This window comes from Microbulbifer sp. SH-1 (assembly GCF_011326135.1).
GTDB lineage: Bacteria > Pseudomonadota > Gammaproteobacteria > Pseudomonadales > Cellvibrionaceae > Microbulbifer > Microbulbifer harenosus.
Map to the genome: position 1 here is coordinate 4,551,629 of NZ_CP046948.1, position 13,117 is coordinate 4,564,745.

Consider the following 13,117-nt stretch of genomic DNA (forward strand, 5'->3'; position numbering starts at 1 on the left):
GGTGTCCCGCATAGGCGACTTTTCAGTCATGCGCTGGCGAGTGACTGCGAGCCACAAGTGCGCTTACAAATAAATAGCGCCATACACCGCAGGTTTTTTCTGGGCTGCTAAGGTTATACATAGAAGGGAATCGCGACAGTGTAACAGCACTACCCAATCGCGGTGCCGCCACGGGCAGCAAGGAAAGTTGCCCTGGCGGCGCCAACTGATCGCGGTCTGCAGATGTATGATGTGTGGTTGCTCTGCATGAAAAAATTCCTTCCCCGCCTTGTGCTCCCCCTGATCTGTTATACCAGCGCTGTGCCGGCGATTTCCGATATTGAACTCAAACTGTCGGACGATCGCGTGCTCAGTGTAGATCTGGCTGAGGCGCGCCTTATTTCCGAACTGAGCGGATACGCCATTATCGCCGGCCGGACCTGTATCGACTGCGACGAAAACACGGCGATCTTTTTGCAGAAAATCGACGGAGAAGCCTTTCCCGCCCGGGATGCGGATGAGCCGCCGGAGCCGGAGAGATTTGCCGAGCAGAATCGGGAGCCGCGCGATGAGACCACGGCCATGCAACGGGATCAGTCCCAGGCCGAGATGGATGGCGACGCTGACGGTGTGACGGAAATCAATCTTTCCGGTGAGCGCTTTAGCTACCCGGGGCGGTATCGCGATTACCTGACGAAAAAGTTGGTGGAAAAAACCCGGATGTTTTACGGCAACTGCCACGAGAGCTCTCCCGCGCTGCTGTGGCTGACGGAATATCGCACCGACAAAGGCTGGGTGAAGGAGGAATACCTGTTGGTATTCCGCGATGAGGGTGTTGAACACCGTTACAGTGAAACGCAGCAGCCGAGTATTTATTACATCGAGAACGAGGGCTGTCGCGAACTGCCCGGAATTGAAACCACCACCGAGCCCTGACCCGCGGAGAATCCCAGAAATTCCCCGCCCAAAAAACAAAACCCCGTAATTGCGGGGTTTTGTTTTGAAAGCAGTGCTTGGCAAAGCCCTGTGTACTTTCTGTGGTCCGGTTCCGTTCCGGGACCTGAGTTCCAGGCAAGGTTCTGGCAGGCAACGTTTTCTTAGCGACGTTTTCCTCTGACCGGCGTGTTATTTTTTCTCCGGGTGCCAGATGATCTTCAGTTTTTTCTTGCCCCAGGCGCGCGCTTTTTTCAGGTCCTTTTCCATCCACACGTCGATGCGGTTGGTGTAGCGCTTGTTCATACGGTCGCGCACGGTGTAGGTGCCGGGCAGGCCCTCGATCCTTACTTTGGCGCCGTTGGTCAGGCCGTGTTTTTCCAGATCGCGGGATACCGCGATGATCTTGTCTCCCGGGCGCAGGCGGTTGTTCCAGGCTGCGGTCCAGGGGTCGTCATCGGTCTGGCCTTCAATGGAGTTGTAGGCCGTCGCGGTGACGGTCATGGATTTCTTCTTTCCGTCAGGTTCCTTCTTGATCGTGGCGAACGCATCGCCACCGGCGAGTGCTGCAAGTGAAGCGGCGATTACGATGATGTACTTTTTAAGGCTCTGTCGCATAAGTCTCATTACCTCTGGAAGCTTCTTGGTCACAGACGGTTCCTGTCTGCCCGGCCTCCAAGTTGATTTCGTAATAAGTGATCAATCTTTGATCAGGGAAGGCCATATTAAACGTCACTTGATCTGAATCAATCTTTTGCGCGACAGCGGCGATTTCCCCCACAGAGTGATCGGTTATTTTTTGTTCGTAGCCGGATTTGCTATCAGACTGCACTGGTATAGGAATATGTATTCAATTGTTACGTTTTAATGACGGAACCAGTGGCGAAAAACTGGTCTCGATGAGTCTCCCGTTTCCAGCCGGGAATACTCTCTGACAGCGATGTCATTTCGGTTTGGTTGAAATTTGTGCGATTCGGGTGGTGAGAGGTATGGGTTTGTGGAACAAAATTTTTTTCGGATTATTTGCGACTGGTTGTTCAAAACGGCGAAATACTGTCGATGACAGCGGTGTAGGAGGGATGAGTGAGCGGTTTTTCTTATGTTTGACGCAAGACTCCGCCTATTGGGGCGATAGAAAACCGCTGCTGTTAGGCGCGATATTTCCGCTTGAAATGCCAACGGGAACGCATCGTTTTCCTCCGGGATACGGGGCCGTGGGGGAATGGCTGTCTCGATGCGGGCAGTCAGGGACTGTGGCTGTAGTGAGTCAGATGGCGCTATCACCCGCGGGTTGCCGCGGGTTAACCATCTCTCTCAATGAAGTCAGATAGGCCATGTCCTCTTCCAGATCCTCAAAGCCGTGGCGGCGGTCCAGGTCTACTGCCTGTTCCAGCCACTGAATGGCCTCTTCCAGATTGCCCTGCCACTCGCACACTTGGCCGATGTTGAAGGCCGTGATGGCGAGGTTCTGCCAGTCGCGCTCCTGGCGCAGATCGCCGATGGCGCTGGCGTAGAGCTGGTAGGCGTTGCGCAACATGGCGGCGCGCTTGTTGGGGTTTTCCTGCAGCGCCGAGTGCTGATGGTAGGTATGGGCAATGGCGGAGCGCACCCGTGCGGCCGAGTGCTCAAAGGGAAGCCCCGGAGAGGATTCGATATAGGTAAGAACCGCTTCGAACTGGCTGCGGGCCAGCGGATAGAGGTCGGGGCGTTCGCCGCCGAGGGCATTCAGGACGATGCCGTAGCGGTAACGCAGCAGGTTTTGATGGCGCGGATCGTTGGCGAGCCCGGCAATGGCGCGCTCATACAGTGGCAGGGCGGCATCGTAGTCGCCCGACAGGGCCGTTTCTTCGGCCTGCGCGATCAGCCTCGCCACGGGGCCGGATTCCGCCGGCGCCGCCAGTGCCGGTGCGGCCGCGATAAGCTGCGCCGCCAGCAGGGCGGCGCCAAGGGCTTTGTACCGATAAGGGGCCGGTTTCTTCCGCGGACTCAACATTACCAGATGTTCCCGAGGCTCGCCGGTGCGCCGGCGAGAAGTTAGTGCGTACTGACAGTAAACCCTGAATCCTCGATTTGCGCCAGTAGCGCCTGCAGTGGATGGCGCAGACTGGTATCGGCAAAGCGCTTGCTCTGGCAGCGGCAGGAGTAACCGGTGGCGAGAATGGCGCTGGTATCGCCGTTCAATTTCGGCGCCCAGGATTGCTGGAAAATTACCCGTGAGGTCTCCCGGTTGGCCACTTCATGACCGTAGGTGCCGGCCATGCCACAGCAGCCCGCGGCCTGGGTATTAAGCTCCATACCCAGCGCGGCGAACACCTCCTGCCACTGTTTACCGGAACCGGCGGCGTTGGACTGCTCGGTGCAGTGGGGCAGCAGGGTGAAACGGCCGGCCTGCAGACGGTTGCGGTTGGTGGCGAGGTGATCGGTGTGCCCGGCCAGCCACTCCTGCAGCAGTAATACCTTGGGCGCCTTGTCTCCCAGCAGCTTCTGGTATTCGCCGCGATAGGTGAGTGTCATGGACGGGTCTATGCCCACCAGTGGCACGCCGTATTCGGCGAGGCTGTTGAGCATGGCGCTGTTGCCGGCGGCGGTTTGTGCGAACTGGCGCAGGAAGCCGTGCACGTGCAGGGGTTTGCCGTTGGCGCGAAACGGCGCCACCAGCGGGTTGAAGTCGAGCAGTTTGAGCAGGCGCAGTGTGTCTGCCACCACGTCCGCGTCGAAGTAACTGGTAAAGGCATCCTGCACAATCACGACGGCCTTGGCGCGCTGCGTCGGGCCCATGGCGCACAGGCTTTCGCGGCTGGCGTAAGGCACGCCCAGTTCACGCATGGCCCTGTCGAGGCTGGTGGCGGAGAGACTGGGAGAGTCCGCGAGGCCGAGGCCGCGTTCCAGCAGCCAGCGCACCGGCTTCAGTTTCAGCGGCAGGTTGTACAACTGGGGCACCCGCGCCAGATGTGGCATCACGAATTCCAGACTGCCGACGAAGTAATCCTTCAGCGGGCGCAGGTAGCGGCTGTAGTAGAGTTCAAGGAATTTGGCGCGGAACGTGGGGACATCCACCTTGATCGGACACTGGCCGGCGCAGGACTTGCACGCCAGGCACGCCTGCATGGACTCGTTCACCTCGTGGCTGAAGTCGTACTCGCCGCGGGCTTTGGCCAGACTGTTCTTGATGCGCCCGGGCAGGCCGATGATGAAGGATTGCTCGCGGCTCTTGCGCGCCACCGCTTCCGGGTCGACGGATCTGTCCGCCAGCAGGCGCAACCACTCGCGGATCAGCGAGGCGCGGCCTTTGGGTGAGTGGATGCGGTTGCGGGTGCCTTTGTAGGAGGGGCACATGGCATCGTCCGGGTTCCAGTTGAAACAGGCCCCGTTGCCGTTGCAGTAAACTCCCTCCGAGTAACCCTCCCATACCTGTACCGGAATCCGCCGGTCGTGCTCGCCGCGGGTCGGCACCTCATCGATCTTGAGCAGGCTGGAGGCGGCGCTGGGGGTGGCGATTTTGCCCGGATTCAGCTGATTGCGCGGGTCGAAGGCGGCCTTGATCTTCTGCAGCTCCAGATACAGCTCGCCGAAGAATGCCGGCGCGAACTCCGAGCGCACGCCCTTGCCGTGTTCGCCCCACAACAGGCCGTTGTACTTTTGCGCCAGTTCCACCACTTTTTCTGTGATGACCCGGACCTGCCTGGCCTGCTCCGGATCTTTCATGTCGATGGCCGGGCGCACGTGCAGCACACCGGCGTCCACATGCCCAAACATGCCATAGGCGAAGCCGGCTTCATCCAGCGCGGCGCGGAACTCGGCGATAAAGTCGGCGAGGTTTTCCGGTGGTACCGCGCAGTCTTCCACAAACGGGATCGGACGCTGTTCACCCTTGGCGTTGCCGAGCAGGCCCACGGCGCGCTTGCGCATCCCCCAGATCCGGTTTACCTGGGCGTGGCCGCGGGCGATGGTGTAACCGAAGCTCTTGCCGGGCTGGCCGATCAGACTGTCGATGTGAGCGGTGAATCCGGCCAGCGCTGCGTCCAGCTCTTCCTCGGAATCGGCGGTGTATTCCACCAGGTTGATGCCGTTCACCGGCCTTTCGTTCTGCGGGAAAAACTCGCTCACGCTGTCCCACACGATGTCTCCCATGGCCAGCTGCAGCACCTTGCTGTCCACGGTCTCGATGGACGTGGGGCCGGCCTTCATCAGGTCGCTGGCATCCTTGAGCGCATCCTGGAAATGGTCGTAATTCAGGTTTACCAGTGCCGCGCACTTGGGGATCTTCAGCAGGTTTAGCTTGGCCTCGGCGATAAAGCCCAGGGTGCCCTCGGAGCCGCACAGGATATTGTTGAGATTGAAACGGCCGTCTTTGCCCTTCTCGCTATCCCGGATATGCGCGAGGTCGTAGCCTGTAAGGCAGCGGTTCAGCTTGGGGAACCGGGCGTCGATCAACTCGCGTTTTTCCCGATGGATGCCTTCCACGGTGCGGTGGATCTTGCCGACGCGGCTGTCCTGCTCGCTGATTGCAGCGAGGTCGGCGTCGTCGATAACGTGCGACTGCCACAGTGTGCCGCCCATCACCACGGTGCTGAGTTCCAGCACATGGTCGCGGGTCTTGCCGTAGACACAGGAGCCCTGGCCGGAGGCGTCGGTATTGATCATGCCGCCGATGGTGGCGCGGTTGCTGGTGGAAAGCTCCGGGGCAAAGAACAGCCCGTGGGGCTTCAGTGCCGCGTTCAGCTGGTCCTTCACTACCCCGGCCTGCACCCGCACCCATCCCTCCTCGGGATTGATTTCAAGGATGCGGTTCATATGCCGGGAGATGTCCACCACCAGGCCGTCGGTGAGGGACTGGCCGTTGGTGCCAGTGCCGCCGCCGCGGGGAGACAGCACTACCTTGTGGAACTCCTCGCGCTCCGCCAGTTCCATCAGCAGCTGCAGGTCGTGCACGTCCCGCGGGTAGACCACCGCCTGGGGCAGCACCTGGTAGATGGAGTTGTCGGTGGCAAGCACCGTGCGACTGGCGTAGCTGGGGCTGGTGTCGCCGCGGAAGCCCGCCTGCTTGAGTGCGTTGAGAAACTGCAGGTAGAGCGCCTGTACAGCGTTGATTTCGCGCAGTGCTGGAATCATTCCGGGCCCCGGGGATCAGGTGAATCTTGGTCGTGTATCAAAGAAGGACTGGCATTTTAGCGGTGGCAGCCGGCTGCGCAACAAATACCGGAAAACCACCGCTGGGAAGCGCGGATATTGCGCAGACTGTCCCCACGCCCCGTTTGATCTGTATTTCCAATCCGGACGTATAAGCCGGAAGAGACTCTTCGTTCAGAGTACACTTGCAACAAAGGATATTCCCGGAGCGGCAGATCATGCGGATAACGCCTCGCCAGTCAAAGATCCCGGTAGGCATCAGCCAGTGCGCGATGGGCGATCCTGTGCGCTACAACGGCGGCCACAAGCACAGCAAGGTGTGCACCCAGCTGTTGAGCCAGTGCTTTGAGTATGTACCGCTGTGCCCTGAAGTGGCGATAGGGCTCGGGATACCGCGCAAGCCCATTCATTTACTGGTCGACAAGGCCGGTGAGCCGGTGGACGCGGTGCGCGTGGTGGGGGTGGAAGACGCCAGCGTGGACGTGACCGCCCCCCTGCGTGACTACGCGGACTCCGTGGTGCCGCAACTGGAGCGGGTGCGCGGCTACATCCTTATGCAGAACTCCCCGAGCTGTGGTCTGCGCGGAGTGCGGCGTTACCTCGACAACGGCCACGGCATCGACAGCGAGGGGGTCGGGCTGTTCGCCCTGCGCCTCCGGCAACACTTTCCCGATCTGCCGATGGAGGAGGTGGGGCGGCTGAACAACAGCGAACTGCGCGAAAACTTCCTTACCCGGGTATTTGCCTACGATGCCTGGTTTCGCTACGTGGAAGGTGAAGAAGGAGACGTCATCTGGAGCGAGGGTGAGCGGATGCCTTCGCGTATCGCCCGTATTATCGACTTCTACACCGCCTATAAATATCTGCTGCTGGCGCACAACCAGGAGGCGACCCGCGAGCTTGGCCGGGTACTGGCGGATAGCAAGTCCATGTCGGAGGACGCACTGGCGCTGGCGGTGCGCGGCCGGATCATGCAGATCCTGTCGCGCCCGGCCAGTCGCAAGGACCGCACCAATGCGCTGATGCACAGCCAGGGGCATCTCAAGGCGTTTCTCGACCGGCGGGAAAAGGCCGAGTTACAGCAGCTGATCGAAGAATATCGCCTCGGGCGCAAGCCGCTCTCGGCCGTCCTCACGCTATTGCGCCACTACCTCCCTCGCAGCCCAAACGGTTTTATCCACAGCCAGGTCCTGCTCGCCGCGGAGCCGGCGGAGTTGGGGCTCTGCGACTTTCACTGAGAAATATGTCTGAGAACAACTTCGCGCGCGGCCTGGTCTGGCTGCGCAACGACCTGCGCACGGAAGACAACACTGCGCTTTATCGCGCGGCCAGGGCTTGCGATGCCCTTGCCGCCGTGTTCATTGCCTGCCCCGAAACCTGGCGCAGCCACGGCGACGGCGACAATGTGGTGGCGATGCGCCTGCGCACGCTGAAGTCGCTGCAGGCATCCCTCGCGAAAAAGCACATTCCGCTGTATTTCCTTGAACTGTCGCGCTTCGCGCAGGTGCCCGCCGCACTGCAGCAGATCTGCGGCAAGCTCGAAGTGGATGCGCTTTTCGCCAATGCGGAGTACCCGCTCAATGAACAGCGCCGCGATGCGGCGGTACGCGATACGCTGAAGCAGATCCGGGTGCCGGTGGAATACTGCACCGATCGCACCCTGGTTCCGCCCGGCAGCCTGACCACGAACAGCGGTGACGGTTTCAAAGTCTTTACGCCCTTTAAACGCGCTTTTATCGCTCAGCACGACAATAGCGAGCGCGGTTTCGATCCGTTGCCGGCGCCTCGTTCACTGGGGCCCGATCACGGAAAACGATGGCCCGAGTGGATAGCGCTTGCCGGTGAAAACAATCTGGTGCGCTCGATCCCCGATAGTGTCGGCGACTACGGTGTGGCGCCCGGGGGAGAGCGCAAGGTACTGGACTGGGCAGTGGGCGAGGGCGCGGCGAAAAAGCGCCTGGAGGCGTTTTCCGCAGTAATTCCGGACTACCACAAGCAGCGGGATTTTCCGGCGCTTGAGGGGACCTCCCGGCTGTCGCCCTATTTGAACTGCGGCGCTATTTCCGTACGCCAATGTGCCCGCATGGCGCTGGAAGAAAATGGCGGTCGCTGGGCGGGGAGCTGCGAGGGCGCAAGCAGTTGGCTGAACGAGATTCTGTGGCGGGAATTCTACCAACACCTGGTGGTGCATTTTCCGCGGGTGTGCCGCAACTTGCCATTCAAGCCTGAAACCGAAGGTGTCCCCTGGGCGAACCGTCCCTCGGATTTTGAGCGTTGGAGCGAAGGGCAAACCGGTGTGCCCATTGTGGATGCAGCCATGCGCCAGTTGAACCAGACTGGATGGATGCACAACCGCCTGCGTATGGTGGTGGCGTCGTTCCTTACTAAAAACCTTCTGACGGACTGGCGCATCGGGGAGCGCTATTTCATGCAGCAACTGGTGGATGCGGACTTCGCCGCCAACAACGGAGGTTGGCAGTGGGCCGCGTCCACCGGTACCGACGCCGCGCCTTATTTCCGCGTGTTCAATCCCTACAGCCAATCCAAGCGATTTGATCCCGATGGGGATTTCATCCGCAGGTTTGTCCCGGAGCTTGAAGACTACCCTAACAAAGACCTTCACTGCCCACCGAGGGATCTGTTCCGCGGCGGAAGCTACCCTGTCCCCATCTGCGATGTGACCCAATCGCGCAAACACGCAATTGAGGTATTTGCTAACTTGAAGTCTCAGGGATCCTCTGATTAATTCTGCAGGGCCTGTTTTTTGCCGGGTCCCGTGCATAGGTCGGGGCATGCGCTCGCGGTACAGAAATCCTTCTGATGAATGAGTCGCCCATGAGTTATAGAAAGCTGGTTAACTTCACGCTGTTTGTCGCCGGATGGTGGACGGCTCTATTGTTCGGGAATGCTCTGGCGCTGATTGCACTATTTCTGGTGCTTATGGTGCATTTCATCCTGTGGCGGGACGTGCGGGATATTTTTCTGATACTCGGTTTCATTTTCGGCGGCTTCGGGGTCGAATGGGCCTTTATTGCCAATGGCGTCCAGGATTACCACTCCAACCTGCCGCCCGCCTGGACCATCTGCATCTGGGCCATGCTCGCAACCACCGTACGCTACTCCCTGTCGTGGCTGGTCAGTAAACCCCGCTGGGCGGCACTGGCCGGATTGTTGTTTGCCCCTGCGTTTTATTTCAACAGCGTGCAGTTCGGCCCTGCCGGCTGGGGGCGTCCTATGTGGGAATGTCTGCTGGCAATCGCCCTGGTATGGAGTGCGCTCGCTGCACTGATCAGCGGCGTGCTGGTGCCCGCGATCGAGCAGATGGAAGCGGCCGAGAGTCCGATGTCTTGATGCGGCCATTGCTATCGTGAAGCTGACCTATACTTGCCACGAATTTCTGCCGTGGCAAGGAGGCTGCAGTGTTCCCGAACGGAAATCCATTCGCCAGAGTCCCGTCCCTGTTTTTTGTCTGCCTTCTTGCAAACTTCCTTGCACTAAATGGCGCTGTGGCACAGGCAGAAGAACCGCTGTACCGCTCGTTGGTCGTTTTCGGCGATAGCCTTTCCGACAATGGCAATGCCGGCGTTTTTACCTCCGATGACCCCGCGGGAATCTATCCGCGCCAGCCGGCGGTGTCCTTCCTCGCCGACATGCTCGGGGTGTCCAAACAAAATTCCTGTTTTGGACTGGGGCCGGCATTTGGCGGCGCCATTCCCTGCGCGCCTGCGGCGGGTTCAATGGAGCAGCAGTTGCAGCAGATTACCGGCTCGGTACTCACCAATGGTCCCAACTGGGCGGTGGGTGGCAACCGTACCGCGGATGTTTTACTGGATCTGGTGGGGCCGCAGCGCTTCCGCCAGCTGTTCCCGAATACCACGGTGGCGGATCACAACACCCTGACGACTATTTTGCCGGACTCCAGCCGCTGTGGCGCCGACGGTGTGTGCGACCCTGCAGCGGGCGAGAGTCCCTACCTCAGTGTTGAGGAGGTTCAGGCGGCGACTGCGGCATTCAATGATCCCGCGGCGCTGCAGGCACTGGTGGACGACCCCAGCAATAACATCACGCTGACCGGCGTGCCCTTTGCCACAGGGCAGGGATACCTGCAGGGCAATACACCATCGCGCAGCGATCTCTATTTCCTCAACGGTGGCGGTAACAATATTCTCGATGGTGTGCGCAGCGGCAGTCTGTCGCCGATGTCAATGGCGCGTGCCGCGACCTTCCTCTCCACCGCCGGCCATGAGCTGAAAGCGGCCGGGGCGAAATATATCGTCATGACCAACGCCCCGCGTATCGGCCGCACGCCCGCGATCTACGCCCAAGGGCAGGCGGCCATCGAGTATGCCAACTACGGTACCGAGCTGTTCAATGAAACGCTGCGCCGGCAGGCCAACCAGATCGGCAATATCCTGTTGCTGGATATGGCGGGGTTGCTCGAACTGATTGTGCAGCGACCGGGAAACTACGGATTTGCGCCGATCAACCAGAGCGCCACCTGTTATATCGATTGCGCCAACCCGAATGCCACCTACGGCGCGGCGGGTACCAGCCCCAACGCCGATATGCTGGTGTTCTACGACAGTATCCACCCCACGCTGGCCGCCCAGCGCATACTCGCGGACTATTATTACGAAACGCTCACCGCCGCCGTGGAATTTGGCGTGCTGCCGGACCTCGGGTATCAGAACACCCGTCAGCATCGCATCAACATCGACCACCACTTGCTCTCTCAGCGCTTCCGCCCTCCCTATACCACCGTATTTTTTGGCGCCAGCGTAGGCCACGCGGAGTTGGGTACCGGCCCCGCGGTAAACGACGAATTCCCGGCGTGGGACGGATTTTTCGGCATGAGTTTCGCGGGCTTTGAACATCTCGAATGGGGGCTCGGCATGTCGTATGGCGGCAGTGAATACGAGCCGTCAGACTTTTTCGCCAAGTCCCGCAACTTCAACGTCAGTGCCTTCGCCCGCTGGGACAACGGTTTTTGGTTTGCCGATGGTGGGCTTGGTTTCTCCGACATCCAGTACGACAACATCCACCGTACCATCCGTCTTGGCGAAACGTTTCGCCACCGCCTTGATGGCGATACCGATGGTGAGGGTTACAACGTCTTCCTTCGCGCCGGCTACAACGCCACGCGCAATCTCACCAGCAAGATGGGCCCCTTTGTCGCCGTCGACTGGACCGAGATCGACGTCAACGGCTTCAGTGAGAATACCGAAGCGGCCTACACCTATACCGGCCGATTCGGCGCGGGCCAGGATCCCCTTGGTCTGTGGGTACACGGACAGGACCGCGAGTACCTGCGCTACCGCGCCGGCCTTTTCTTTAACTGTCCGGATACCGCCAAATATCAGTGGTTTGGGGAGTTCTGGCTGGAACATGTCAGTGGCGATGACTTTGCCGACCTCGGCATCGGCGTCAAATCCATATTCAACAACTATGCGCGCCTGCCGTCTTATCGCAGTAAAAACGCCGGTTACTTCCAGAATGGCGTCGGCGCCATGGTGGGTGTGAACATGACGGAAAAATTGCGCCTGGCGGCGGACCTACTGGTGCGGCCGGAAGACACGGTGGGCGGATTGAGCCTGAACTACCGGTTTTAGGGGGATACGCCCAGTGCTTTCCCACCTCTCGTCCAGCTTAAAACTCCGGCCGCTTCCGCATTTTCTGCGGCGATCAATGCAAAATGACCCGCCTGCTGCGAAAACAGCTACCGCGAAGCGGCATGGATTACCCCGTCGGTTGTTACCTTAGAACCATTGATAACAACCGCGAAAGATGGATTCCGACGATGTACACCCCGCGCTTTAGCAAACAGAGCCAGGCCCTTCACTCCGCCGACGCGGACGTATGGGCGGTCAGTGATCGCGCCCACGCGCTCGCCAACAAAGGCGAAGACGTCATTTTCCTGTGTGTCGGTGATCCCAACTTCGACACCCCCGAACCCATCCTCGACTTCGCCCGCGCCCGCCTCGGCGTCGGCCGCACCCACTATTCCCCGGCGGCTGGCGAGCTCATGCTGCGCCGTGCGATTGCCGACATCGAAAGCCGCGTCAGCCCACACCCCTGCAGCCCGGAGGATGTCGTCGTCTTCCCCGGCGGCACCAACGCCATCTACGCCGTCCTGTCCTGCCTGCTCAATCCCGGTGAACAGATCGTTATCCCCGAACCCATGTACATCGGCTATGTACCGATCACCGACGCACTGCAACTGGATGTCAGAAAAGTTGCCTGTCCGCCCGAACGGGGCTTCGCCTTTGATATCGAATCCATCAAGCAAGCCATCGGTGCAGACACCCGCGCCGTCATGATCAACACCCCGGTCAATCCCACCGGCGCCATGGCGACACCCGAGCAGCTGCGGGAGCTCGCCACCTACTGCCGTGCGCGCAATATCTGGCTCATCTCCGACGAGATGTACTCGATGATCACATTTGCCCGCCGCCATACCTCGCTGCGCACCGCCGCGGAGCATCTGGATAACGTGATCGTGATCGACGGCCTGTCCAAATCCCACGCCATGAGCGGCTGGCGTCTCGGCTGGGCTGTGGCTCAGGGGGAGCTGGTGGAGCGCCTGATCGAATACGCCGGTGCCACCATCTTCGGCGTGCCTCAATTTATCCAGGAGGCTGCCGCTTTTGCGCTGGAATTTGATACCTATTTCGTCAAGCAGATGCGCGATGCCTACGAAAAGCGCCGCGACCTGATTGTCGAGCGTATCGACCGGATTCCCGGGATCAGTTGCTATTCACCGGATGCGGGTATGTTCGTGATGGTGGATGTTTCCGCGGTGGCGGAAAGTGGCGAGGCGTTTGCCGAGGCGCTGCTGGACGCGGAGCGGGTCTCGGTGTTGCCGGGCAAGCCTTTTGGTTCCAGTGCCATCAACCATGTGCGCCTCACTCTGGCGGCGGATGAGGCAGAGATTTCGCGGGCTCTGGACAGGATTGAGCGGTTTGTAACAAGTGGTTGCCTGAAGGCTGGATAAGTGCATCGCCACTGCCGGTTTCCGCTCGGGGCGTTTGCCGCTATCCTAAGTCGCCAACTGTTCCCGACAACTCCTTCAGCTGTA

General features: G+C 60.0%; 9 protein-coding genes. 6 read left to right on the forward strand and 3 right to left on the reverse strand.

The genetic code is table 11. From position 1 onward, the window contains the following. The first annotated feature begins 246 nt into the window (after positions 1–246). Positions 247–915, forward strand: a complete 669-nt coding sequence (locus GNX18_RS18835; RefSeq protein WP_166220094.1) for a hypothetical protein — start codon at positions 247–249, stop codon at positions 913–915. A gap of 189 nt (positions 916–1,104) precedes the next feature. Here the strand turns inward: GNX18_RS18835 and GNX18_RS18840 are convergent, their stop codons facing one another. From GNX18_RS18840 to GNX18_RS18850, 3 genes are all read right to left on the reverse strand, one after another. Beyond that, complete coding sequence (locus GNX18_RS18840) at positions 1,105–1,530, reverse strand: 3D domain-containing protein (RefSeq protein ID WP_138236202.1); 426 nt, start codon at positions 1,528–1,530, stop codon at positions 1,105–1,107. Positions 1,531–2,179: 649 nt separating this feature from the next. After that, on the reverse strand, positions 2,180–2,905 hold the full coding sequence (locus tag GNX18_RS18845; RefSeq protein ID WP_166220095.1) for a tetratricopeptide repeat protein: 726 nt from the start codon (positions 2,903–2,905) through the stop codon (positions 2,180–2,182). Between the two features lie 41 nt (positions 2,906–2,946). Next, positions 2,947–6,024, reverse strand: a complete 3,078-nt coding sequence (locus GNX18_RS18850) for an FAD-binding and (Fe-S)-binding domain-containing protein (protein ID WP_138236125.1) — start codon at positions 6,022–6,024, stop codon at positions 2,947–2,949. Between the two features lie 236 nt (positions 6,025–6,260). Here GNX18_RS18850 and GNX18_RS18855 point away from each other — a divergent pair, with 236 nt between their 5' ends. From GNX18_RS18855 to GNX18_RS18875, 5 genes are all read left to right on the forward strand, one after another. Beyond that, entirely contained in the window at positions 6,261–7,280 is a 1,020-nt protein-coding gene (locus tag GNX18_RS18855) for a DUF523 and DUF1722 domain-containing protein (RefSeq protein ID WP_166220097.1), read from the forward strand. A 5-nt stretch (positions 7,281–7,285) separates the two neighbouring features. Then, positions 7,286–8,788, forward strand: a complete 1,503-nt coding sequence (locus GNX18_RS18860) for a deoxyribodipyrimidine photo-lyase (protein ID WP_166220099.1) — start codon at positions 7,286–7,288, stop codon at positions 8,786–8,788. A gap of 89 nt (positions 8,789–8,877) precedes the next feature. Next, a complete protein-coding gene (locus GNX18_RS18865) occupies positions 8,878–9,393 on the forward strand; it encodes a DUF2878 domain-containing protein (protein WP_166220101.1) in 516 nt (171 codons plus the stop codon). A gap of 155 nt (positions 9,394–9,548) precedes the next feature. Continuing rightward, positions 9,549–11,651, forward strand: coding sequence for an autotransporter outer membrane beta-barrel domain-containing protein (locus tag GNX18_RS18870; protein WP_166220103.1), 2,103 nt, complete (start codon positions 9,549–9,551; stop codon positions 11,649–11,651). Between the two features lie 122 nt (positions 11,652–11,773). Then, on the forward strand, positions 11,774–13,033 hold the full coding sequence (locus GNX18_RS18875) for a pyridoxal phosphate-dependent aminotransferase (RefSeq protein WP_240914102.1): 1,260 nt from the start codon (positions 11,774–11,776) through the stop codon (positions 13,031–13,033). The last annotated feature ends 84 nt before the right edge of the window (positions 13,034–13,117 follow it).